We start from the raw sequence: 23,709 nt of genomic DNA on the forward strand, positions 1-23,709 counted from the left end.
TCCGTACGGTCGCGGGGCAGTTCCCCCGACCCCGATCTCTCGGCGCCGGCCGCGAAGAACCCGGCCGGACCTGCTCGACTTCCTGCCCGAGGCAGGGTGACGACACGAACAACCAGGACCATGGAATCCTGGGCGCTGTTGGTCAGCTCGCGGCGAGGCGTGACTTCTTGACCTTGTTGCCGCAGGTGTTCATGGAGCACCAACGGCGGTTGGCTCCGCGGCTGGTGTCGAGATAGAGCCCCGCGCATCCTGGGCCCTCGCAGTTCTTGATGCGGTTGTGGTCAGGGCCCCCGAGGATGTGGATGGCATCCGTGGCCAGGACGCCGAGGGCGTCACCGACAGGGGTCGTGTCCGTCAGGTGCCATGCTGCGCGTCCATGTTCCAGCGCAGCCTTCGCGTGTCCAGCGGCAGCGACCGTGTTGAGGATGCGGACATCCTTGGAATCCGGCTGTTCACCTGCGGCGATCGCCGATCCGATTCGGTAGATCGCCTCGCGCAGTTCGACGGCGTCCTCCAGATCGGTCGGCGACACGTCGGTGACGTCGAGTCCTGTGGCCTGCAGCCACATCTTCAGTCGTGCGGGGTCAGTCAGCCGCTCTCTCGGCTTCAGGCCGGCTCTGTCGCTGACGGTGGCGGTGAATCGGAACGCCAGGACCTCGTTGTCCATCCGGAACACCCGCCGTACGTCTTCGGTCATTTCCCACCTCCGCAGTGCGACAACATCTGTCGAACCGCCTTAGACGGTTCGACAGGATGGTAGCCCCATGGCATCCTCGAACCGACTTGGGCAGTTCAGCAGAAGGGGCGTGCTCTCCATGCGCAGCATCGCGGTCATCGGTCTGGGAGCGATGGGCAGACCGATCGCACGCAACCTCTTGAAGGCCGGCCACGACGTCGTGGTGTGGAACCGCTCCGACGCACATGCGGAGCAACTCGTCGCAGCGGGTGCCCGTCGTGCCGCCTCCGTCTCGGAGGCCATGCACGCGCCGGTGGTCTTCTCGGTCCTGTCCGATGACCGGGCCGTCGCCGAGACGTTCATCGACTCCGGTGTCCTCTCCCAGATCCCGGGCGGGACTGTTCACGTCAACCTCGCCACGGTGAGCGCCGGCCTGGCTCGCCGGGCCGGCGCAGCGCACGCCGAGTCCGGTGTCGGGTACGTCGCGGCACCGGTCTTCGGCCGTGTTCCTGTCGCCGAAGCCGGGGCACTCACCATCCTTGCGGCCGGTGAAGACGGGCTGATCGACCGCGTGCAGCCATTCTTCGACGTCATCGGCTCGCGGACCTGGCGACTCGGCGACCGCCCGGAGCAGGCCAACATCGTGAAGATCCTCGGAAACTACCTGATCGCCTGCGCAATTCAGTCACTGGGCGAGGCTGTCAGCCTGGCGGAAGGCGCCGGTGTCGACTCCGGGCAGTTCGTCGAACTGCTGACCTCAACACTCTTCCCGGGTGCCGTCTACACAGGCTACGGGTCGATGATCGCCGAACGGCGCTACCAGCCGGCCGGCTTCACCACCGTCCTGGGCCGCAAGGACCTCCACCTCGCGCTCGATGCGGCGATCGACCACAACATTCCGCTCCCGATCGGTCAGCTGCTGCGGGCTGTCTTCGATCAGGCCATCGCCGACGGTCGCGGGGCGGACGACTGGGCGGTCATCGCGGAACAGCAACCGCGGTGACCCCTTGCCTGCGCCTCGAAGTGGGGCAACCGATATCGCCGCTACGGGGACCCCGGCCTCCTTGACCGCTCCTCGACTCCGCATCACCAGCCGACCGCAACACCTGACGATGTGGTGGCACAGACAGAGGATCTCCGGCGCCCGGCCGGGACTGCCGAGGCCAGGAAGCCCGCGAAAGTCCCAGAGAAGTCCCACAGTCACCGCCGCACCGCCATCTGTCCAGCGTATCCGCAGGTCAGAAGGGGCGCGGCGGTGCTGTCCGTCAGATGTCCCGGAAGATCTCGATCTGCGCGCCCACCGAGTTCAGGCGCTCCGCCAGGTCCTCGTACCCCCGGTTGATGACGTACACGTTCCGCAGGACCGACGTGCCCTCCGCCGCCATCATCGCGAGCAGGACGACCACGGCCGGGCGCAGGGCCGGCGGGCACATCATTTCGGCGGCGCGCCAGCGTGTGGGGCCCTCGACCAGGACGCGGTGGGGGTCGAGGAGCTGGAGGCGGCCGCCGAGGCGGTTGAGGTCCGTGAGGTAGATCGCGCGGTTGTCGTAGACCCAGTCGTGGATCAGGGTCTTGCCCTGGGCGGTCGCCGCGATCGCCGCGAAGAACGGGACGTTGTCGATGTTGAGGCCGGGGAACGGCATCGGGTGGATCTTGTCGATCGGCGCCTCCAGCTTGGAGGGGCGGACCGTCAGGTCGACCAGCCGGGTGCGGCCGTTGTCGGCCGCGTATTCCGGGGTGCGGTCGTGGTCGAGGCCCATCTCCTCCAGGACCGCGAGCTCGATCTCCATGAACTCGATAGGGACCCGGCGGATCGTCAGTTCCGACTCGGTGACGACGGCCGCGGCCAGCAGGCTCATCGCCTCGACCGGGTCCTCGGAGGGGGAGTAGTCCACGTCCACGTCGATGTGCGGCACGCCGTGGACGGTCAGCGTGGTGGTGCCGATGCCGTCCACCCGTACGCCCAGGGCCTCCAGGAAGAAGCACAGGTCCTGGACCATGTAGTTGGAGGAGGCGTTGCGGATGACGGTCGCGCCGTCGTGGCGGGCCGCGGCGAGCAGCGCGTTCTCCGTCACCGTGTCGCCGCGCTCGGTCAGCACGATCGGGCGGTCGGGGGCGACGGACGGCTCGACCACCGCGTGGTAGAGACCCTCGGTGGCGGTGATGTCCAGGCCGAAACGGCGCAGCGCGATCATGTGCGGCTCGATCGTGCGCGTACCGAGGTCGCAGCCGCCCGCGTACGGCAGCTTGAAGCGGTCGAGGCGGTGCAGCAGCGGGCCGAGGAACATGATGATGGAGCGCGTACGGATCGCCGCCTCGGCGTCGATCGAGTCCATGTCCAGCTCGGCCGGCGGCACGATCTCCAGGTCGACGCCGTCGTTGATCCACCGGGTGCGCACGCCGATGGAGTTGAGCACCTCGAGCAGGCGGAAGACCTCCTCGATCCGGGCGACCCGGCGCAGGACCGTGCGGCCCCTGTTGAGGAGCGAGGCGCAGAGCAGCGCGACACAGGCGTTCTTGCTCGTCTTGACGTCGATGGAGCCGGAGAGCCGGCGGCGGCCGACGACCCGCAGATGCATCGGGCCGGCGTAACCCAGAGACACGATCTCGCTGTCGAGCGCTTCGCCGATGCGCGCGATCATCTCAAGGCTGATGTTCTGGTTGCCGCGTTCGATCCGGTTGACCGCGCTCTGGCTGGTGGCCAGGGCCTCCGCGAGCTGCGTCTGGGTCCAGCCGCGGTGCTGGCGGGCGTCACGGATGAGCTTGCCGATGCGTACGAGGTAGTCGTCTGCCATGCCGTCACGTTATCTCAGATATGAGATGTGGCTCGCGAGGGGGTGGGCCGTCAGGGTGACGGACTGTGCGCAGTGGGGTGACGCGGTTCGTAGAGCGGCAGTTCGGCCCCGCTCGGCATCCGTACGGCGGCGAGCAGTCCCCAGCCCTGGTCGCTGATGGGCCGTGAGATCGTGGCCCCTCGGTCCTCCAGGGTGGTCAGCGTGCCGGTGATGTCGTCGCACATCAGATACAACTCGTGCTTCGGCTCGCCCGCGGCGGGGTGGACGGCGACCTCCGCCGGCGGCAGCCCGAAGATGAGCCAGCCCTCGCCCGCGTCGACGTGGTCGAAACCCACGACGTCCTTGAGGAAGGTCCGGTCGGCCTCCGCGTCGGGGGTGTAGAGGATCACATGTGCGCCGCTGAACATGGTTCGATCCTCGGTCCGCCGTACGGCCCCGGCAATCCATCCGCCGCCGTACGGGGTGAGGGCTGGGCGCCTGCCGCGCGTGGAGCGGCGCGGGTGTCGCCCGGAAGGCCGACCGGCGTGGGGCGGCGTCGACCGGACGGTCGTCAGGATGATGGCCGTCACAGCCATGCCGGGCATGACCGAGCGGCGGTGATGCACTAGAGTTATCTCGACATCGAGATAACTGCTTACGGCGCACCGCGGCCGCCCACCGGTAAGGGTCACCTAACTAAGTCTTACCTTAGCGGATTGGCGGGGAGTCGGGCGGCACCACGCGGCGGCAGCCGCATATTGTCGCTGCGCGGTAATCGCGCACATTGATGAAGGAGACTGTCGTGTCGGCGAACAGCTTCGACGCCCGCAGCACGCTGCGCGTGGGTGACGAGTCGTACGAGATCTTCAAGCTGGACAAGGTCGAGGGCTCCGCGCGCCTTCCCTACAGCCTGAAGGTCCTTCTGGAGAACCTGCTCCGCACCGAGGACGGCGCGAACATCACCGCCGACCACATCCGGGCCCTGGGCAACTGGGACTCCCAGGCCCAGCCGAGCCAGGAGATCCAGTTCACGCCGGCCCGCGTGATCATGCAGGACTTCACCGGTGTGCCCTGCGTCGTCGACCTCGCCACCATGCGCGAGGCCGTCAAGGAGCTCGGCGGAGACCCGGCGAAGATCAACCCGCTGGCCCCGGCCGAGCTGGTCATCGACCACTCCGTCATCGCCGACAAGTTCGGCACCGCGGAGGCCTTCGGCCAGAACGTCGAGCTGGAGTACGGCCGCAACAAGGAGCGCTACCAGTTCCTGCGCTGGGGCCAGACCGCCTTCGACGAGTTCAAGGTCGTCCCGCCCGGCACCGGCATCGTCCACCAGGTGAACATCGAGCACCTGGCCCGTACCGTCATGGTCCGTAACGGCCAGGCGTACCCCGACACCCTCGTCGGCACCGACTCCCACACCACCATGGTCAACGGCCTCGGTGTGCTCGGCTGGGGCGTCGGCGGCATCGAGGCCGAGGCCGCCATGCTCGGCCAGCCGGTCTCCATGCTCATCCCGCGCGTCGTCGGCTTCAAGCTGACCGGCGAGCTCCCGGCCGGCACCACCGCCACCGACCTCGTCCTCACGATCACCGAGATGCTGCGCAAGCACGGCGTCGTCGGCAAGTTCGTCGAGTTCTACGGTGAGGGTGTGGCGGCGACGAGCCTCGCCAACCGCGCCACCATCGGCAACATGTCGCCCGAGTTCGGCTCCACCGCCGCGATCTTCCCGATCGACGGCGAGACCCTGAACTACCTCAAGCTCACCGGCCGCTCCGAGCAGCAGGTCGCGCTCGTCGAGGCGTACGCCAAGGAGCAGGGCCTCTGGCTGGACCCGTCCGCCGAGCCCGACTTCTCCGAGAAGCTGGAGCTCGACCTCTCCACGGTCGTCCCCTCCATCGCCGGCCCGAAGCGCCCGCAGGACCGCATCGTCCTCGCCAACGCCGCCCAGCAGTTCGCGCTGGACGTCCGCAACTACGTCGACGACGTGGACGAGGCGGGCAAGGAGTCCTTCCCGGCCTCCGACGCCCCGGCGAACCACCCCAACGGTGCCCCGTCGAAGCCGGTCACCGTGACCGCCCCCGACGGCTCGACCTACGAGATCGACCACGGTGCGGTGACGGTCGCGGCCATCACCTCCTGCACCAACACCTCGAACCCGTACGTCATGGTCGCCGCCGCGCTCGTCGCGAAGAAGGCCGTGGAGAAGGGCCTGACCCGCAAGCCGTGGGTGAAGACGACCCTGGCGCCGGGTTCAAAGGTTGTCACCGACTACTTCGACAAGGCGGGCCTGACCCCGTACCTCGACAAGGTCGGCTTCAACCTCGTCGGCTACGGCTGCACCACCTGCATCGGCAACTCCGGCCCGCTGCCGGAGGAGGTCTCCAAGGCCGTCAACGAGCACGACCTCGCGGTCACCTCGGTCCTCTCCGGCAACCGGAACTTCGAGGGCCGTATCAACCCCGACGTCAAGATGAACTACCTGGCCTCCCCGCCGCTGGTCGTCGCGTACGCGCTCGCGGGCTCCATGAAGGTGGACATCACCAAGGACGCCCTCGGCATCGACACCGACGGCAACCCGGTCTACCTCAAGGACATCTGGCCCTCCGAGGCCGAGGTGAACGACGTCGTCGCCAACGCCATCGGCGAGGACATGTTCAACAAGTCCTACCAGGACGTCTTCGCGGGTGACGCCCAGTGGCAGGCGCTGCCGATCCCGACCGGCAACACCTTCGAGTGGGACACCGAGTCCACCTACGTCCGCAAGCCCCCGTACTTCGAGGGCATGACGATGGAGACCACCCCGGTCACCGACATCACCGGCGCGCGCGTGCTGGCGAAGCTCGGCGACTCGGTCACCACCGACCACATCTCCCCGGCCGGTGCCATCAAGGCCGACACCCCGGCCGGCCAGTACCTCACCGAGCACGGTGTGGAGCGTCGTGACTTCAACTCCTACGGCTCGCGCCGAGGCAACCACGAGGTCATGATCCGCGGCACGTTCGCCAACATCCGCCTGCGCAACCAGATCGCGCCGGGCACCGAGGGCGGCTACACCCGCGACTTCACGAAGGACGGCGCCCCGGTGTCGTTCATCTACGACGCCTCCCGCAACTACATCGAGCAGGGCACCCCGCTCGTCGTGCTCGCGGGCAAGGAGTACGGCTCCGGCTCGTCCCGCGACTGGGCCGCCAAGGGCACCGCGCTCCTCGGCGTCAAGGCCGTCATCGCCGAGTCGTACGAGCGCATCCACCGCTCGAACCTCATCGGCATGGGCGTCCTGCCGCTCCAGTTCCCGGAGGGCGCGACCGCGGCCTCCCTCGGCCTGACCGGCGAGGAGACCTTCTCCTTCACCGGCGTGACCGAGCTGAACGAGGGCCGCACGCCGCGCACGGTCAAGGTCACCACCGACACCGGTGTCGAGTTCGACGCGGTCGTCCGCATCGACACCCCCGGTGAGGCGGACTACTACCGCAACGGCGGCATCATGCAGTACGTGCTGCGGAACCTCATCCGCGGCTAGAAGCAGAGCAGAGAAAGGGCCCTCACCCCGGAGTTCCGGGGTGAGGGCCCTTCCGCGTGCGGGACTAACCCAGCAGTTCCACCTCCGCCAGCGTGGCGGGTGCGGCCGGCACCAGGCGGTACGACGCGTACGTCCCCGGTGCGGTGACCGTGAAGACCCGGGTCTGCCGGTCCCAGCCGAAGGACTCACCCGTCCGCCGGTCCAGGTCCTTCCAGACCGTGCCGTCCGCCGAGCCCTGGAGGACCCAGCCGCCCGGCGCCTTGTCCCGCGCCGACGAGGTCAGTGTGTACTGGACCGCGCGGACCGGCTTCGCCACCGGAAGGTCGAGCGAGGTCACCGCGCCCGACGTCGCCGAGGTGTCGTCGAAGAGCGCCCCCGTCCCGCTGATCAGGTCGGCCCGCGGCGACGGCACCTTGTCGTCCCGGGTGATCGAGACCGGCCCGGCCGACGCGCCCGTCCCCCAGGCCGAGGGCCGCGGACCCATCTCGAACTTCAGCGTGCCGCCGTCGGCCAGAAGCCGGTGCGGGAGCGCGGTGGAGTTCCAGTGGACGCCGTCGACCTTCACGCCCTGGACGTAGAGGTTCCTCGCGCTGTTCCGGGGCGCCTCGACGACCAGTGTGCGGCCGTTGTCCATGCGGACGGTCGCCTTGGTGAAGAGCGGCGAGCCGATCGCGTACTCCCCGCTGCCCATCACCAGCGGATAGAAGCCCAGCGCGGAGAAGAGGTACCAGGCCGACTGCTCGCCGTTGTCCTCGTCGCCGTGGTAGCCCTGCCCGATCTCGCTGCCGGTGTAGAGCCGGGAGAGCACCTCGCGGACCTTCTCCTGCGTCTTCCACGGCTGCCCGGCCGCGTTGTACATGTACGGGACGTGGTGGGCGACCTGGTTGGAGTGCCCGTACATGCCCATCCGGACGTCCCGCGCCTCGGTCATCTCGTGGATGACGCTGCCGTAGGAGCCGACGAACTCCGGGCTCGCGGTCTCCGGCGTGGAGAAGTACGTGTCCAGCTTCTCGCCCAGGGCCGGGCGTCCGCCGTAGAGGTTGGCGAGGCCGCGCGAGTCCTGCGGGGCGGTGAAGGCGTAGCCCCAGCCGTTGGTCTCGGTGTAGTCGTGACCCCAGATCCGCGGGTCGTACCGCTCCGAGGGCACCCGCCAGTCGCCCGCGAGGTTCCGGCCCTGGAAGAAGCCGGCCTTCGCGTCGAAGAGCGAGACGTACTTCTGCGCGCGGGAGAGGAAGTACGCCGCCTCCTCCTGGTACCGCTTCTCGCCGGTCTTCTTGTGCAGCGCCTCGGCCATCTTCGCGATGCCGTAGTCGTTGAGATACCCCTCCAGGGACCAGGAGAGGCCCTCGTGGGTCTCCGTCGAGGCGTAGCCGAGGAACGGCGAGGTCTCCATGCCCTTGCGGCCCACGCCCCGGCTCGGCGGCACGACCGTCGCGTTCTTCAGCGCCGCCTCGTACGCCGCCTCGGCGTCGAAGTCCACGCCCTTGACGTACGCGTCGGCGAAGGCGACGTCCGAGGAGGTTCCGGTCATCAGGTCGGCGTAGCCGGGGGAGGACCAGCGGGAGATCCAGCCGCCGTCCTTGTACTGCTGCACGAAGCCGTCGACCAGTTCACCGGCCTTCTTCGGGGTGAGGAAGGAGTAGGCGGGCCAGGTGGTGCGGTAGGTGTCCCAGAAGCCGTTGTTGACGTACACCTTCCCGTCGACGATCTTCGCGCCCGTACGGGTCGGGGTGTCCGGGCCCGTCATGGGCGAGAACGGGCTGGCGTACCGCTCCTTCGCCCCGACCTTCTCGAAACCGGAGTTGGGGTAGAGGTAGAGCCGGTAGAGGCTGGAGTAGAGAGTGACCAGCTGGTCGTGGCTCGCGCCCTCGACCTCGACCCGGCCCAGAACCTCGTCCCAGGCGTCCTGCGCCCGCTCCCGCACCTGCTCGAAGCCGGTGCCCTCCGGGATCTCGTCGGCGAGGTTCGCCTTCGCCTGGTCGACGGAGATCAGCGACGTGGCCAGACGCAGCGTCACCGTACGGTCGGCGCCGGCGTCGAATCGGAGGTGGCCCTTCACGCCCTGCGCGGCGGAGCCGGTGACCGGAGCGTCGAAGACGCCGTAGACGAACATCCGGGTGGCGCCGGTCGACAGACCGCTCTTGACGTCGGAGAAGCCGGTGAAGGAGCGCGTCGCCGGATCGAGGGTCAGTCCGCCCTCCTCGGTGACGTTGTCGAAGATCACGCTCGCGTCCTCACCCGGATAGGTGAAGCGCATCATCGCCGCGTGGTCCGTCGGCGTGACCTCGGCCTTCAGGCCGTTCTCGAAGGTGACGCCGTACAGGTGCGGCCTCGCCGTCTCCTTCTCGTGGCGGAAGGCGAGGGCCCGCTTGACCCGGTCGGTCTCGGGCGGGCCGGCGGCCGCCGAGGGCATCACCTGGAAGGTCTGCCGGTCACCCATCCAGGGACTCGGCTCGTGGCTCGCGGCGAAGGCCTGCACGGTGGGCAGGTTGTCCGCGTTGTTGCCGCGCGCGTACTCGTACAGCCAGCTCTTGGAGGCCGCGTTGGTGACCGGCGTCCAGAAGTTGAAGCCATGCGGGACGGCGGTCGCGGGGAAGGTGTTGCCGCGCGAGAACGAACCGCTGGAGTTCGTGCCGCGGGTCGTGGAGGCGTAGTCGGAGAGCCGGTCGAGACGCTTCTCCGGGGCCTTGGACCGCAGGACGAGGTCGTCGATCCAGCCCTGGAACGTCGCCGGGCCCTGGGGGGAGTCGTACGCGACCAGGATCCGGTCCACGGTCCTGCCGGCCGCGACCGCGCCGATCCGGGAACTCACCTGGTTCCACTGGTTGACGTAGAGCCGCTTGGCCGCGCCCTGCCCCCGCGGGCTCAGCAGCCCACCGTGGGAGTCGGTGGCCCGCAGGTCGCTCAGATAGGTGCCGTCCGTGAAGGCCAGGTCCACCGACGCGTGCGTCGCCGGGTACGAGAGGTCCGTCTCGGGCAGGGAGGGGAAGATCCGGTACGACAGCTCGGTGTCCCGGGCGACCCGCAGATCCACGTCGAAGATCTTGTTGTACGAGTACGCCCGGCCGTCGGCCTTGTGCGTACCGGCGTAGCGCAGCGCCCGCTTGCCGGTGAACCCGGCGTTGGCCTTGGCGGTGGGGGAGCCGCCGGGGCCGCGGTCGACATGGCTGCGCATCTCCTCGGGGACGGGGGCCGAGGTGTCCCCGTTCGAGAACTGAACGTCCGCCAGCTGAGTGAGCCCGGCACCGCCGTTCTTCGTGATCTCCAGGCGGTAGTGGGCGTACGCCGTGTCGTTCGTGACGTCGTACGTCCTCGTCTCGAAGCGCTTGGCGAAGGTCCGGCCCTCGCGCGTGTCGAGGACCTTCCACTCCTTGCCGTCGGCCGAGCCCTTCAGGGTCCAGTCGCGGGGGTCGCGCTCGGCGGCGTCGTTCGCCGAAGTCAGCGCGTAGGTCACCACCTTGACCGGCTCGTCGAGGTCGAACTCGATCCAGGCGGTCGGCTCGAAGACGAGCCACTTCGTGCCGGGCTGGAGGTCGACCAGGTTCTCCTTGGTCTCTCCCGCGCTCGCGTGCTCGCCGCTGGCGCGCAGCTCCACCACCTTGTCGGTGACGTTGCCCGGTATTCCGCTGGAGAAGCCGCCGTCGACGCCTGATGTCCGCTTGGTTCCGTCCGCGCCGACCTCCACCGTGTTGCGCCAGGTGGGTGGGTTTTCGTCACTTTCGAAGGAGGTGGTGAACTCCTGGGAGGGGTTGTCCGTTTGGTCGGGAAGTGCCTGTGCCACCGAGGGCACCGAGCCCAGTACCAAGGCCGTCGAAGCCACCAGAGCGGCGGCTGTGAGGCGGGAATTCCGGGGCCGTGATCGGGTGCGCATTCTGGGCTTCATGCCGTGTCGCCGCTCCTGCCACTGGGTTAGACAACGTTGTCAACTGAGGGACGCAGACCCAGTAGGGGCTAAGTGGCGGGTGGTGTCAAGGGTGTTGACGGCAAGTCGGGGGATGAAACGGTACAGATACAGCAGGGATATCCCCGAGGTCTCAACTCGGGAAAGACTGCCGCTCAAACCTGCTTTCGATCTTGCTCAGTTGAAGGGAAGTGGACTATACCTGTCGGCGTCCGGCCCGTCGTACCACTCAGGCGACGGCACGACCCCTGTACGACCCAAGCTGCATTCGAATGCGGTGGCGGGGCCCTTCGCCTGTGGCGAGCAGATAACGGGCGACCGGTACACCGCCTGAGTCCTGAATGAAGGCGAGGACTTGAGCATGGGATCCACCTCCGCGCACAACCACCCCGAAGGCGTCGGCCGCCGCGATCTGATCAAGCGCTCCGCCGCTCTCGGTCTGATCACGGTGCCGACGATGAGCTTCCTGTCCGCCTGTGCCACCGGTGGCGGTGGCGGCAGCGACAAGGAGACCAAGGCCGCGGGCGCCGAGAAGACCGAGAAGAACCCGCTGGGCGTGAAGCAGGGCGCCCCCCTCGAAGCGTTCATCTTCAAGGGCGGCCTGGGCGACCAGTACGCCAAGGACGCGGAGGCCGACTTCAAGGCCACGTACGGCGCCGAGGTCAAGCACACCGGCACCCAGCAGGTCGGCCCGAAGCTGACCCCGCGCTTCGCGGGCGGCAACCCGCCGGACGTCATCGACAACTCCGGCGCCGACCACCTGGACATGAACAAGCTCTCCACCCAGGGCCAGCTGCAGGACCTGGGCCAGCTGCTCGACGCGCCCTCCCTGGACGACCCGGCCAAGAAGGTCCGGGACACGATCCACCCGAGCACGATCGAGAAGGGCAAGCACGGCGACACCTTCGACGTGCTGTACTACGCCTTCACGATCTACGGCACCTGGTACTCGCAGAAGCTGCTCGAGTCCAAGGGCTGGGCGTACCCGAAGACCCTCGACGAGATGGTCACGCTCTGCGGCGAGATCAAGAAGGCCGGCATCGCGCCCTGGACGTACGCGGGCAAGTTCCCGTACTACGTGCACTTCAACCTCTTCGCGCAGATCGCCAAGATCGGCGGCATGGAGGGGTGGATCGCGATCGACAACCTCGAGCCCAACGCCTGGACCAAGAACGACGGGGTCAAGCAGGTCGTCGAGCACTACGAGGAGCTCGCCGCCAAGAAGTACTTTCTCGAAGGCAGCCAGGGCCTGACCCACATCCAGTCGCAGACAGCCTGGAACAAGGGCAAGGCCGTGTTCATCCCGAACGGCTCCTGGGTCGAGAACGAGGCCGCCCCGACCACCCCGGCCGACTTCGGCATGGCGGTCGGTCCCCTCTTCGACGGCAGCGGCGACAAGATGCCGCACGGCACCCTGCGCGCCGAGCCGAGCGAGCCGTACCTGGTCTCGGCCAAGGGCAAGAACCCGGCCGGCGGTATGGAGCTGCTGCGCATCATGCTCTCCAAGAAGCACGCGCAGAACTTCGCGACGAAGGTGAAGTCCCTCACCTGCGTCATGGACGCGACCGCGGGCATGACGCTGTCGCCCGGTCTCGCCTCCGCCAGCAAGGTCTTCAAGGACGCCGGCACCAACCTGATCAGCCTTCAGCTGCAGGAGTGGTACCCGGCGCTCACCGACGAGAAGATCGGTGGCCTGACGGGTCAGCTGCTCGCCGGGGAGCTGAAGGCCGCCGAGTGGATCAAGAAGACCCAGGAGGAATGCGACAAGGTGGCCAAGGACAGCTCCGTGGCCAAGTTCAAGCGCACCGCCTGACCTGCTGGTCCCGCACGACGTAAACGAGGGGAAGGGCCGGGGAGCACCATGCAACACGGCAAATACCGATTCATCGTGGGCTTCCTGGCCCTGCCTCTGATCATCTACGCGCTCTTCGTGATCTCGCCGTTCGTCCAGGCGTTCCAGATCTCGATGACCGACTGGTCCGGGCTCGTGGGAACGGCGGAGTTCGTCGGCCTGGACAACTTCCAGAAGCTTTTGGACAGCGACGACTTCTGGAACGCCCTGCGCCACAACATCTACATGCTGGCGTTGGTCCCGGTCGTCACGCTCGGCCTCGGCCTCTTCTTCGCCTTCATGCTGAATGTCGGCGGCCGGCGCAGGAAGAACGAGGTCGTCACCGGTGTGGCCGGTTCCAAGCTGTACAAATTCGTCTTCTTCTTCCCGCAGGTCATCTCGATCACGATCGTCGCCGTCATCTGGTTCAACATCTACAACCCGGACCCGCAGGACGGCATGCTCAACTCGCTGCTCGGCGCGGTGGGTCTGGACAGCCTGCAGAACTCCTGGCTGGGCGAGAAGAGCCTCGCGCTGTGGTGCATCAGCGCGGTCATGGTCTGGGGCCACGTCGGCTTCTACGTGGTGCTCTTCTCCGCGGCGATGGCCTCCATCCCGCGGGACATCTACGAGGCGGCCCTGCTCGACGGCGCCAGCCGCTTCCACACCTTCTTCAAGATCACCCTGCCGCTGCTGTGGGACACGGTCCAGACCGGCTGGGTGTACATGGGCATCATCGCGCTCGACGCCTTCGCCCTGGTCCAGATCATGTCGGTGAACATGGGAGGCCCGGACGGCGCCACGGACGTCATGCCACTGAGGCTCTATCTGACGGCCTTCCGTGACAGCCAGTTCGGCTACGCCTCCGCCATGGGCATCGCGATGCTCATTGTCACGATGACCTTCGCAGTGCTCACGATGCGCTTCGGGCGCCGTGAGCGGATCGAGTACTAGGGGTACGGCGGATGACGACCGAAGAGATCGTGAAGGTGGCGCCGGACGAGACGCCCGGCACCGTCACCAAGAAGCTCGGGCCGACGACCGGCCGCACGTCCGAGGGCGGTGTCCTCAACGTCTTCTCGCACGGCATCCTGATCGTCTGGGCGCTCATGGTGGGCGTCCCGCTGCTCTGGGTGCTGTGGAGCGCCTTCAAGGACAGCAACGGCATCCTGACCGACCCCTGGGGCCTGCCGACCGTCCTGCACTGGGAGAACTGGTCCAACGCGTGGAACGACGCGAACATGGGCCAGTACTTCGTGAACACCGTGATCGTGGTGGGCGGATCCGTCGTCGGCACGATGGTGCTCGGCTCGATGGCCGCGTACGTCCTGGCCCGCTTCACCTTCCCCGGCAACAGGTTCATCTACTACCTGTTCGTGGCGGGCATGTCGTTCCCGGTCTTCATGCTGGTCATCCCGCTCTTCTTCGTCCTGCGGGACTTCCCGGGCAGCTCGCTCCTCGCGACGTACCACGGCCTGATCCTGGTCTACATCGCGTACTCGCTGCCCTTCACCGTCTTCTTCATGACGGCGTTCTTCCGCACGCTGCCGACCTCGGTCGCGGAGGCGGCGATGATCGACGGTGCCTCGCACACCCGGACGTTCTTCCAGGTGATGGTGCCGATGGCCAAGCCCGGCCTGATCAGCATCGGCATCTTCAACTTCCTGGGGCAGTGGAACCAGTACCTGCTGCCGATGGTGCTCAACCAGCAGGAGGAGAAGTACGTCCTCACGCAGGGGCTGGCGATGATCGCGCTGCAGCAGGGGTACGAGAACGACTGGGGCGCGCTCATGGCGGGCATGATGATCGCCATGCTGCCCGTACTCGTCGTGTACACGATCTTCCAGCGGCAGGTCCAGTCCGGCCTCACCGCGGGAGCGCTCAAGTAGCGCGACCCCCGACCCCACACGCACCGAGGCCCCGGCGGGACATCCCGCCGGGGCCTCGGCGCGCGCGGGGTCGGGGGTCGGCTCATCCGAGCCTCTCACCGCTCAGGTCTTGACGGGGGACAGCCCCAAAGGCTCATCTTAGAGTTCACAAGTTGGAGAAGAGGCTGGGGTCTCAGTGGCGCGGCCCCCGCAGGCGGGAGTGGATGAGTCGATGGAGACTCCGGGGTCGCAGACATCTCTGCACAGGGCCAATCTCGAACGGGTCGTCCGTGCGGTACGCATGGCCGGCTCGCTCACCCAGGCGGAGATCGCCCGAGCGACCGGGCTGTCCGCCGCCACGGTCTCCAACATCGTGCGGGAGTTGAAGGACGGCGGGACCGTCGAGGTCACCCCCACCTCCGCCGGTGGGCGCCGGGCCCGCAGCGTCTCGCTCTCCGGTGACGCCGGCATCGTCATCGGCGTCGACTTCGGCCATACGCACCTGCGGGTCGCCGTCGGCAACCTCGCCCACCAGGTCCTCGCCGAGGAGTCCGAGCCGCTCGACGTCGACGCGTCCTCCGCCGAGGGCTTCGACCGGGCGGAACGCCTGGTCACACGGTTGATCGAGGCCACCGGCATCGGCCGGGACAAGGTCGTCGGCGTCGGCCTGGGCGTGCCCGGGCCGATCGACGTCTCCTCCGGCACGCTCGGCTCCACCTCGATCCTGCCGGGCTGGAGCGGAATCAACCCGGCCGACGAGCTCTCCGGCCGGCTCGGCGTGCCCGTGTACGTCGACAACGACGCCAATCTCGGCGCGCTGGGCGAACTCGTCTGGGGCAGTGGCCGGGGGGTCAAGGACCTTGCCTACATCAAGGTCGCCAGCGGTGTGGGCGCCGGCCTCGTCATCGACGGGCGGGTCTACCGCGGCCCCGGAGGCACCGCCGGGGAGATCGGGCACATCACGATCGACGAGTCGGGCCCTGTCTGCCGCTGCGGCAACCGCGGCTGCCTGGAGACCTTCACCGCCGCCCGCTACGTCCTGCCCCTGCTCCAGCCCGGCCACGGACCCGATCTGACCATGGAGAGGGTCGTCCAGCTGGCCCGGGACGGCGACCCGGGCTGCCGGCGCGTGATCGCCGACGTCGGGCGCCACATCGGCAGCGGCGTCGCCAACCTCTGCAACCTGCTGAACCCCAGCAGGGTGGTCCTCGGGGGCGACCTCGCGGAGGCCGGGGAGCTGGTGCTCGCGCCGATCCGCGACTCCGTCTCGCGCTACGCCATCCCCAGCGCCGCCCGCCAGCTGTCGCTGGCCCCCGGGGCGCTGGGCGGCCGGGCCGAAGTGCTCGGCGCGCTGGCGCTCGCCCTGAGTGAAATGGGCGATTCGACCCTCTTGGAGAGCGCCCTGCCCGGGGCGGCGCCGACGGCCCGGCGGACCGCCACGCCTGCCTTCACTTAGATAACGGATGGCACCGTTGTCATCTCGTTAAGGATTTACTCCTTGACGTCGGGGTTGCGGCCGAGTTGACTTCCAGCCACCTCGGCCGCAATGTCGCGGCCTCGTCAGGGAGGCACCCCACATGAACGCATTGACGCGTCGCGTCGTCATAGGCACGGCCGCCGTTTCGATGGCCCTCTCCGTCGCCGCCTGTGGCAAGGCGGGCGACAGCGACTCGGGTAGCGGGAACGGCGGAGACGGCAAGACCATCGGTCTGCTGCTTCCGGAGAACAAGACCACGCGTTACGAGACCTTCGACCGCCCGATCATCGAGGCGAAGATCAAGGCCCTCTGCTCGGACTGCGAGGTCAAGTACAACAACGCCGCGCAGGACACCGAGACGCAGAAGAAGCAGTTCGACGCGCTCGTCACGCAGGGCGTGAAGGTCATCATCCTGGACTCGGTCGACTACAAGGCCACCAAGTCCTGGGTCCAGCAGGCCGAGAAGAAGGGCGTCAAGGTCGTCGCGTACGACCGCCTGGCCGAGGGCCCGATCTCCGCCTACGTGAGCTACGACAACGAGAAGATCGGCCGTCTGCAGGGCGAGGGCCTCGTGAAGGCGCTCGGCGACAAGGCCAAGGACGCCAACGTTGTCATGATCAACGGCTCGCCGACCGACCCGAACGCCCCGCTGTTCAAGAAGGGCGCCCACAGCGTCCTCGACACGCAGGTCAAGAAGGTCGTCTACGAGCAGGACATCCCGGACTGGTCCCCGGACGAGGCCAACAAGAAGATGGGTGCCGCCATCGACTCGCTGGGCAAGAACGGCTTCCAGGGCGTCTACTCGGCCAACGACGGCATGGCCGGCGGCATCATCACCGCCCTCGCCAAGCAGGGCATCAAGGTCCCGGTCGGCGGCCAGGACGCCGAGCTCGCCGGTCTGCAGCGCATCCTGAAGGGCGACCAGTCCTTCACGATCTACAAGCAGATCAAGCCGGAGGCCGAGACCACCGCCGAGATCGCGGTCCGCCTGCTCAAGGGCGAGAAGATCGACGACCTGGTCCCCACCAAGGTCACCAGCCTGACCGGTGAGTTCAAGGACATCCCGGCGAAGCTGTACGACGCGCAGGTCGTCACCAAGGACGACATCGCCGGCACGATCATCAAGGACGGCGTCTACAAGGCCGCCGACATCTGCACCGCCGAGTACAAGGCGGCCTGCGAGGCGGCGGGCATCAAGTAACCCCCGCTGCCGGTACGGCCCTTCGGACCGCACACCTCCTCCGAAGCCGCCCCCGGTCCGGTCCGGCGCACCCCGCCCCGTTCAACGCCCCGCAAGCGGGGGCGGGGCGCCGGACTCCTCTCACAGCCCCCTCTGTGCTCTTCGCACCACCATCCCCGCCGGTCAGGCGGCGAAGGAGATGATTCACGTGTCCGCTACGCCCGTGCTGGCGTTGCGCGGAGTCTCCAAGCGGTTCGGCGCCGTCCAGGTGCTCACCGACGTTGAACTGGAGATCCACGCCGGTGAGGTCGTCGCCCTGGTCGGCGACAACGGCGCCGGCAAGTCGACCCTCGTCAAGACGATCTCGGGTGTCCACCCGATCGACGAGGGCGCCATCGAGTGGGACGGCCGCCCCGTCCAGATCACCAAGCCGCACGACGCCCAGAACCTCGGAGTCGCCACCGTCTACCAGGACCTGGCGCTCTGCGACAACCTCGACGTCGTCGCCAACCTCTTCCTCGGCAGCGAGCTGCGCTCCGCGTCCGTCCTCGACGAGATCGCGATGGAGAAGCGCGCCAAGGAACTCCTGGACACGCTGTCCATCCGTATCCCGTCGGTCCGTATCCCGGTCGCGGCGCTCTCCGGCGGTCAGCGTCAGGTCGTGGCCATCGCCCGCGCCCTGATCGGCGACCCCAAGATCGTCATCCTGGACGAGCCGACCGCCGCCCTCGGCGTCGAGCAGACCGCACAGGTTCTCGACCTGGTGGAGCGGCTGCGCGAGCGCGGCCACGGAGTCATCCTCATCAGCCACAACATGGCCGACGTCCGCGCCGTCGCGGACAAGGTCGCGGTCCTCCGCCTGGGCCGCAACAACGGTGTCTTCGACGTCAAGGACACCACCCACGAGACGATCATCGCCGCCATCACCGGTGCCACGGACAACGCCGTGACCCGTCGGCAGGCCCGTACGGCCTCGGCCACGGCCACGAAGGAGGACGCGAAGTGAGCGACCTCGCCAAGACCCCCGAGCCCGGCACCGAGCCCGGCACCGAGTCCGGCACCGCGCCCGAGGCCACCGGCGCCCCGGCCCCCGAGGCCACGCCGGCCCCGGCCGCCTCCGCCGCGCCCATCCCCGCCGTCGACCCGCGCCTGCTGGTCCGCGAGGAGGGCCTCAAGGGCTACTGGACCGAGTTCAACCGCAAGATCCGCGGCGGCGAGCTCGGCTCCCTGCCCGTCGTCCTGGGCCTGATCGTCATCGCGATCGTCTTCCAGGTCCAGAACAGCAACTTCCTCTCCGCGAGCTCCGTCGCCAACATCGCGGTCTACTCCTCCGGCCTCGGCATCATGGCCGTCGGCATCGTCTTCGTCCTCATCCTGGGCGAGATCGATCTGTCGATGGGCTCGGTCGCCGGCGTCGGCGCCGCCGTCTGGGCCGTGCTCAACGTCACCAACGGCGTGAACGACCTGCTGTCGGTCGTCCTCGCCGTCGCGTCCGGCCTCCTCATCGGCCTGCTGCACGGCTTCTTCTTCGCCAAGATCGGCGTCCCGGCCTTCGTGGTCACCCTCGCCGGCTTCCTCGGCTGGAGCGGCCTGCAGATCTGGCTGATGGGCAAGGAGGGCTCGATCAACGCGCCCACCGGCTCGATCGTGGAGAGCCTCACCGCGTACTACTTCGAGGACAAGGCCGCCGCGTACGGCCTCGCCCTCGTGGCGGTCCTCGCCTACGCGGGCTCCCTGTTCCTGGACGCCAAGCGCCGCAAGGCCGCGGCGCTGCCGGCCCGCCCGGTCAGCGAGATCGCGCTGCGCACCACCGTCGTCGCGATCCTCTGCTTCGTCGTCGCCTACGTCCTGAACGAGCCCGAGGGCGCCCGCGGCCTGCCGCTCGCCCTGGTCCTCTTCCTCGCCGTCCTGGTGATCGCCGACTTCGTCGCCCGCCGCACCCTCTTCGGCCGCAAGGTCTTCGCGGTCGGCGGCAACGCCGAGGCCGCCCGCCGCGCGGGCATCAACGTCGACCGCATCCGGATCCTGGTCTTCGGCCTCTCCGGCATGCTCGCCGCCTTCGGCGGCCTCTTCGTGGCCAGCCTCTCCGGCGGCGCCACCAAGAGCCTCGGCAGCGGCAACACGCTGATGCTGGTCATCGCGGCGGCCGTCATCGGCGGCACCAGCCTCTTCGGCGGCCGCGGCAAGGTCTGGTCGGCGCTCCTCGGCATGATCGTCATCCAGTCGATCCAGCAGGGCCTGAACATGATCGGCATGGCCAACGAGATCCAGTACATGATCACCGGCGCGGTGCTGCTCGCCGCCGTCGTGATCGACTCGATCTCGCGGCGCACCCAGAAGACAGCGGGTCGCGCGTAACGAACCCCACAGTGCCCGGCGCCGGAGAACCGGCGCCGGGCACTGCTGCGTCTGGCCCTGTGTACCCCACACGAGTGACGCGGAACCCGCCGCCCGATGACGACGGCCGGCGGCGGAACATTAGACTCGACAAATCGGCAAGCTCGACCAGCTCAATGGCAAGGAGGCACGGGTGGCATTGCTGACCCGTATCAGGGGACCGCGCGATCTGGACCGGCTCTCCCCGGAACAGCTGGAACAGCTGGCCGAGGAGATCCGGACGTTTCTCGTGGACGCCGTCTCCAAGACCGGTGGCCACCTCGGGCCGAACCTCGGCGTGGTCGAACTGACCATCGCCCTGCACCGCGTCTTCGACTCCCCCAAGGACAAGGTCCTCTTCGACACCGGCCACCAGAGCTACGTCCACAAGCTGCTCACCGGCCGCCAGGACTTCTCGAAGCTCAAGATGAAGGGCGGCCTGTCCGGCTACCCCTCGCAGGCCGAGTCCGAGCACGACATCATCGAGAACTCGCACGCCTCGACCGTCCTCGGCTGGGCCGACGGACTGGCCAAGGCCAACGAGGTCCTGAAGAAGGACGACCACGTCGTCGCCGTCATCGGCGACGGAGCCCTCACGGGCGGCATGGCCTGGGAGGCGCTGAACAACATCGCCGCCGCCAAGGACCGCCCGCTGGTCATCGTCGTCAACGACAACGAGCGCTCCTACGCCCCCACGATCGGCGGCCTCGCGAACCACCTGGCCACGCTCCGTACCACGGACGGCTACGAGCGCTTCCTGGCCCGCGGCAAGGACATCCTGGAGCGCACCCCCGTCGTCGGGAAGCCGCTCTACGAGACCCTGCACGGCGCCAAGAAGGGCCTGAAGGACTTCATCGCCCCGCAGGGCATGTTCGAGGACCTCGGCCTGAAGTACGTCGGCCCGATCGACGGCCACGACATCGAGGCCCTGGAGTCCGCCCTGACGCGCGCCAAGCGCTTCGGCGGCCCGGTGATCGTCCACTGCCTCACCGAGAAGGGCCGCGGCTACCGCCCGGCGCTGGAGGACGAGGCCGACCGCTTCCACGCCGTCGGCAAGATCCACCCCGACACCGGCCTGCCCATCTCCTCCTCCGGCGCCGACTGGACCGGCGTCTTCGCGCAGGAGATGGTCGAGCTCGGCAAGGAGCGCGAGGACATCGTCGCGATCACCGCGGCCATGCTCCAGCCCGTCGGCCTCGACAGGTTCGCCAAGGCCTTCCCCGAGCGGGTGTACGACGTCGGCATCGCCGAGCAGCACGCCGCGGTCTCCGCCGCCGGCCTCGCCACCGGCGGACTCCACCCCGTCTTCGCCGTCTACGCGACCTTCCTCAACCGCGCCTTCGACCAGGTCCTCATGGACGTTGCCCTGCACAAGTGCGGCGTCACCTTCGTCCTGGACCGCGCGGGCGTCACCGGCACCGACGGCGCCTCCCACAACGGCATGTGGGACATGTCCATCCTTCAGGTCGTCCCCGGCCTGCGGCTCGCCGCCCCGCGCGACGCCGAGCAGGTGCGCGCGCAGCTGCGCGAGGCCGTCGAGGTCACCGACGCCCCGACCGTCGTCCGCTTCTCCAAGGGCGCCGTGGGCCCCGCGGTACCGGCCCTGCGCCGCGTCGGCGGCATGGACGTGCTGCGCGAGCCCGGCTCCGACAGGCCGGACGTGCTCCTCGTCTCGGTCGGCGCGCTGGCGCCGATGTGCCTGGAGATCGCCGACCTCCTCGACAAGCAGGGCATCACCACCACCGTTGTCGACCCCCGCTGGGTCAAGCCGGTCGACGAGGCCATGGCACCCCTCGCCGAGCAGCACCGGGTCGTCGTCACCGTCGAGGACAACAGCCGCGTCGGCGGTGTCGGCTCGGCCGTCTCGCAGGCCCTGCGCGACGCCGGTGTGGACGTACCGCTGCGCGACTTCGGTATCCCGCCGCGCTTCCTCGACCACGCCTCCCGCGCCGAGGTCATGGCCGAGATCGGCCTGACCGCGCCGGACATCGCCCGGCAGGTCACCGGCCTGGTCTCGCGCCTCGACGGCCGGTACGAGGACAGCAGCCGGGCCGTGGAGCCCGCGCGCGACTGACCGCCGCCGGGCAGTGTGACCATTGGGCCGGTCGGACCACCTCAAGGGGTGGCCGACCGGTCCTTTCGTGTGAAACCCCGTTTCCCGGGCAGGCGGGAACCCCGAACCCTCTCGATCATGGGTCCTGTGACCGACGGCACGGAGGTACGACGGTGAGCACGGACCAGCACCCACGAGCGAGCTCCGGGATGTTCCGAACAAAGACGGTCGAGCAGTCGATCCGTGACACGGAAGAACCGGAGCACGCACTCAAGAAGTCCCTCTCGGCATGGGACCTGACCGTCTTCGGCGTCGGCGTCATCATCGGCACGGGCATCTTCGTGCTCACCGGCAAGGTGGCCAAGGAGAACGCGGGTCCCGCCACCGCGCTGGCCTTCGTCGCCGCAGGCATCGTCTGCGCGCTCGCGGCGCTCTGCTACGCCGAGTTCGCCTCGACGGTCCCGGTCGCCGGGTCGGCGTACACCTTCGCGTACGCCTCCATCGGCGAACTGCCCGCCTGGATCATCGGCTGGGACCTCGTCCTGGAGTTCGCGCTGGGCACGGCCGTCGTCGCGGTCGGCTGGTCCGGCTACGTCCGGTCCCTGATGGACAACGTCGGCTGGCATCTACCAGCGGCACTCGAAGGGCCCGACGCGCCCGACGGCACCTTCGACATCCTGGCCTTCCTGCTGGTCCTGGTGCTGACGGTGATCCTCGTCCTCGGCATGAAGCTCTCCGCCCGGATCACCGCCCTCGTCGTCGCCATCAAGGTGACCGTGGTCATGATCGTGATCGTCGCCGGGCTGTTCTTCATCGTCGGCGACAACTACTCGCCGTTCATCCCGCCCTCGGTGACCCCGCCCGCCGGCTCGGGCTGGGACGCCCCGCTGGTGCAGACGATCTTCGGCTACGAGCCCACCAACTTCGGCGTCATGGGCATCTTCACCGCCGCGTCCGTCGTCTTCTTCGCCTTCATCGGCTTCGACGTGGTGGCCACCGCCGCCGAGGAGACCAAGCTCCCGCAGCGCGACATGCCCCGCGGCATCCTGGGCTCGCTGTTCATCTGCACGGTGCTCTACGTCGCCGTCGCGCTGGTCGTGACGGGCATGCAGCACTACAGCGAGCTGTCGGTGAGCGCCCCGCTGGCCGACGCCTTCAAGGCGACCGGGCACCCCTTCTACGCCGGCGTGATCAGCTTCGGCGCCGCCGTCGGCCTCACCACCGTCTGCCTCATCCTGCTGCTCGGCCAGACGCGGGTGTTCTTCGCGATGAGCCGGGACGGGCTGCTGCCGCGGTTCTTCTCCGTGACGCACCCGCGCTTCAGGACGCCTTACCGGCCGACCGTCCTGCTCGGCGTGCTCATCGCGATCGTGGCCGGCTTCACCAGCATCAACGAGCTCGCGACCCTGGTGAACATCGGCACGCTCTTCGCGTTCGTGATGGTGGCCGTCGGCGTGATGGTGCTGCGCCGCTCCCGCCCGGACCTGCACCGCGCGTTCCGCACGCCGTGGGTGCCGGTGCTCCCGATCGCATCCATCGCCGCGTCGTTCTGGCTGATGCTCAACCTGCCGGGTGAGACCTGGTTCCGCTTCGCGGTCTGGATGGCCCTCGGCATCGTCGTGTACTTCCTGTACGGCCGCCGCAACAGCCGCCTCGGCAAGGCCGGACCGGACGCGGTGTACTAGACCGGCAGGGCGCGCGGGCCCACGCACCGGGCCCCGTGCTCCTCCGCCCGCCGCCGCAGTTCCCGGTCGGCCGTGACCACCAGGCACGGCCGACCGGCCGCGTTCCGGGCCAGGTCCACAATGAGGTCGTCGCCGCTGCCCGGCGCCTCCTCGACCCGTACCCCCGGCAGGGACTCCACGCCGCGGGCCCGGCCCTCGACGACCAGCACGATCTCGAAGGGGCCGCCCTCCGGCCCGCCCCCGGCAGCGAGCCGGTCGCGCAGCCGCTCAGCGGCCGCCCGCCGGTCCCGCCACCACCCGTCGGGTACGGAGCCCACGACATTGGCGCCGTCGACGATCAGCAGGGGCAGCTCAGGCTCCGGGTCCAT

General features: G+C 68.5%; 16 protein-coding genes and 1 pseudogene. 12 read left to right on the forward strand and 5 right to left on the reverse strand.

Annotated features, from left to right (window positions below):
* Nucleotides 1–142: 142 nt before the first annotated feature.
* Complete coding sequence (locus ACFYV5_RS00955; protein WP_389162776.1) at nt 143–697, reverse strand: CGNR zinc finger domain-containing protein; 555 nt, start codon at nt 695–697, stop codon at nt 143–145.
* 118 nt (nt 698–815) lie between these two features.
* On the opposite strand from ACFYV5_RS00955, the gene ACFYV5_RS00960 reads away from it, so the two are divergent.
* Complete coding sequence (locus ACFYV5_RS00960) at nt 816–1,679, forward strand: NAD(P)-dependent oxidoreductase (RefSeq protein WP_389162778.1); 864 nt, start codon at nt 816–818, stop codon at nt 1,677–1,679.
* 6 nt (nt 1,680–1,685) lie between these two features.
* A pseudogene (locus ACFYV5_RS00965) lies at nt 1,686–1,844 on the forward strand (leucine zipper domain-containing protein); the annotation flags it as partial.
* Nucleotides 1,845–1,941: 97 nt separating this feature from the next.
* On the opposite strand, the gene ACFYV5_RS00970 reads toward ACFYV5_RS00965, so the two are convergent.
* Nucleotides 1,942–3,471, reverse strand: a complete 1,530-nt coding sequence (locus ACFYV5_RS00970) for a UDP-N-acetylglucosamine 1-carboxyvinyltransferase (RefSeq protein WP_355106349.1) — start codon at nt 3,469–3,471, stop codon at nt 1,942–1,944.
* A gap of 50 nt (nt 3,472–3,521) precedes the next feature.
* Nucleotides 3,522–3,878, reverse strand: coding sequence for a VOC family protein (locus ACFYV5_RS00975; RefSeq protein WP_389162781.1), 357 nt, complete (start codon nt 3,876–3,878; stop codon nt 3,522–3,524).
* A gap of 374 nt (nt 3,879–4,252) precedes the next feature.
* On the opposite strand from ACFYV5_RS00975, the gene acnA reads away from it, so the two are divergent.
* A complete protein-coding gene (gene acnA, locus ACFYV5_RS00980) occupies nt 4,253–6,970 on the forward strand; it encodes an aconitate hydratase AcnA (protein ID WP_355106353.1) in 2,718 nt (905 codons plus the stop codon).
* 64 nt (nt 6,971–7,034) lie between these two features.
* On the opposite strand, the gene ACFYV5_RS00985 is transcribed toward acnA, so the two are convergent.
* Nucleotides 7,035–10,841: a GH92 family glycosyl hydrolase gene (locus ACFYV5_RS00985; RefSeq protein WP_389162784.1), complete on the reverse strand. Its 3,807-nt coding sequence runs from the start codon at nt 10,839–10,841 to the stop codon at nt 7,035–7,037.
* 391 nt (nt 10,842–11,232) lie between these two features.
* On the opposite strand from ACFYV5_RS00985, the gene ngcE reads away from it, so the two are divergent.
* The 9 genes from ngcE (at nt 11,233) to ACFYV5_RS01030 (ending at nt 23,341) form a co-directional block, all read left to right on the forward strand.
* Nucleotides 11,233–12,684, forward strand: coding sequence for an N-acetylglucosamine/diacetylchitobiose ABC transporter substrate-binding protein (gene ngcE / locus ACFYV5_RS00990; RefSeq protein ID WP_389162787.1), 1,452 nt, complete (start codon nt 11,233–11,235; stop codon nt 12,682–12,684).
* A gap of 48 nt (nt 12,685–12,732) precedes the next feature.
* Entirely contained in the window at nt 12,733–13,656 is a 924-nt protein-coding gene (locus ACFYV5_RS00995) for a carbohydrate ABC transporter permease (RefSeq protein ID WP_389162789.1), read from the forward strand.
* A gap of 11 nt (nt 13,657–13,667) precedes the next feature.
* Nucleotides 13,668–14,591 carry a carbohydrate ABC transporter permease gene (locus ACFYV5_RS01000; RefSeq protein WP_355106359.1) on the forward strand — a complete coding sequence of 308 codons (924 nt, stop codon included), beginning with the start codon at nt 13,668–13,670 and terminating at the stop codon, nt 14,589–14,591.
* Nucleotides 14,592–14,802: 211 nt separating this feature from the next.
* A complete protein-coding gene (locus tag ACFYV5_RS01005) occupies nt 14,803–16,026 on the forward strand; it encodes an ROK family transcriptional regulator (protein WP_355106361.1) in 1,224 nt (407 codons plus the stop codon).
* A 121-nt stretch (nt 16,027–16,147) separates the two neighbouring features.
* On the forward strand, nt 16,148–17,248 hold the full coding sequence (locus tag ACFYV5_RS01010) for a substrate-binding domain-containing protein (RefSeq protein ID WP_355106363.1): 1,101 nt from the start codon (nt 16,148–16,150) through the stop codon (nt 17,246–17,248).
* A 178-nt stretch (nt 17,249–17,426) separates the two neighbouring features.
* Complete coding sequence (locus tag ACFYV5_RS01015; protein WP_389162794.1) at nt 17,427–18,233, forward strand: ATP-binding cassette domain-containing protein; 807 nt, start codon at nt 17,427–17,429, stop codon at nt 18,231–18,233.
* On the forward strand, nt 18,230–19,585 hold the full coding sequence (locus tag ACFYV5_RS01020) for a sugar ABC transporter permease (protein WP_389162798.1): 1,356 nt from the start codon (nt 18,230–18,232) through the stop codon (nt 19,583–19,585). Before ACFYV5_RS01015 ends, ACFYV5_RS01020 begins: the two co-directional genes overlap by 4 nt.
* A gap of 172 nt (nt 19,586–19,757) precedes the next feature.
* Nucleotides 19,758–21,677, forward strand: a complete 1,920-nt coding sequence (gene dxs / locus ACFYV5_RS01025; protein WP_355106367.1) for a 1-deoxy-D-xylulose-5-phosphate synthase — start codon at nt 19,758–19,760, stop codon at nt 21,675–21,677.
* A 188-nt stretch (nt 21,678–21,865) separates the two neighbouring features.
* On the forward strand, nt 21,866–23,341 hold the full coding sequence (locus tag ACFYV5_RS01030; protein ID WP_355106369.1) for an amino acid permease: 1,476 nt from the start codon (nt 21,866–21,868) through the stop codon (nt 23,339–23,341).
* On the opposite strand, the gene ACFYV5_RS01035 is transcribed toward ACFYV5_RS01030, so the two are convergent.
* On the reverse strand, nt 23,338–23,709 hold the full coding sequence (locus ACFYV5_RS01035) for an NTP pyrophosphohydrolase (RefSeq protein ID WP_389162802.1): 372 nt from the start codon (nt 23,707–23,709) through the stop codon (nt 23,338–23,340). The two genes, ACFYV5_RS01030 and ACFYV5_RS01035, sit on opposite strands and share 4 nt — an antisense overlap.

It is taken from the genome of Streptomyces sp. NPDC003035 (assembly GCF_042888285.1).
In the GTDB taxonomy this organism is placed as follows: domain Bacteria; phylum Actinomycetota; class Actinomycetes; order Streptomycetales; family Streptomycetaceae; genus Streptomyces.

Excerpts from the sequence above, each read along its gene's own strand:
- ACFYV5_RS00955 (WP_389162776.1), bottom strand. The coding sequence starts at position 697 with ATGACCGAAGACGTACGGCGGGTGTTCCGGATGGACAACGAGGTCCTG.
- ACFYV5_RS00960 (WP_389162778.1), top strand. The coding sequence starts at position 816 with ATGCGCAGCATCGCGGTCATCGGTCTGGGAGCGATGGGCAGACCGATC.
- ACFYV5_RS00970 (WP_355106349.1), bottom strand. The coding sequence starts at position 3,471 with ATGGCAGACGACTACCTCGTACGCATCGGCAAGCTCATCCGTGACGCC.
- ACFYV5_RS00975 (WP_389162781.1), bottom strand. The coding sequence starts at position 3,878 with ATGTTCAGCGGCGCACATGTGATCCTCTACACCCCCGACGCGGAGGCC.
- ACFYV5_RS00985 (WP_389162784.1), bottom strand. The coding sequence starts at position 10,841 with ATGCGCACCCGATCACGGCCCCGGAATTCCCGCCTCACAGCCGCCGCT.
- ngcE (WP_389162787.1), top strand. The coding sequence starts at position 11,233 with ATGGGATCCACCTCCGCGCACAACCACCCCGAAGGCGTCGGCCGCCGC.
- ACFYV5_RS00995 (WP_389162789.1), top strand. The coding sequence starts at position 12,733 with ATGCAACACGGCAAATACCGATTCATCGTGGGCTTCCTGGCCCTGCCT.
- ACFYV5_RS01000 (WP_355106359.1), top strand. The coding sequence starts at position 13,668 with ATGACGACCGAAGAGATCGTGAAGGTGGCGCCGGACGAGACGCCCGGC.
- ACFYV5_RS01005 (WP_355106361.1), top strand. The coding sequence starts at position 14,803 with ATGGAGACTCCGGGGTCGCAGACATCTCTGCACAGGGCCAATCTCGAA.
- ACFYV5_RS01010 (WP_355106363.1), top strand. The coding sequence starts at position 16,148 with ATGAACGCATTGACGCGTCGCGTCGTCATAGGCACGGCCGCCGTTTCG.
- ACFYV5_RS01015 (WP_389162794.1), top strand. The coding sequence starts at position 17,427 with ATGATTCACGTGTCCGCTACGCCCGTGCTGGCGTTGCGCGGAGTCTCC.
- ACFYV5_RS01030 (WP_355106369.1), top strand. The coding sequence starts at position 21,866 with ATGTTCCGAACAAAGACGGTCGAGCAGTCGATCCGTGACACGGAAGAA.
- ACFYV5_RS01035 (WP_389162802.1), bottom strand. The coding sequence starts at position 23,709 with ATGGACCCGGAGCCTGAGCTGCCCCTGCTGATCGTCGACGGCGCCAAT.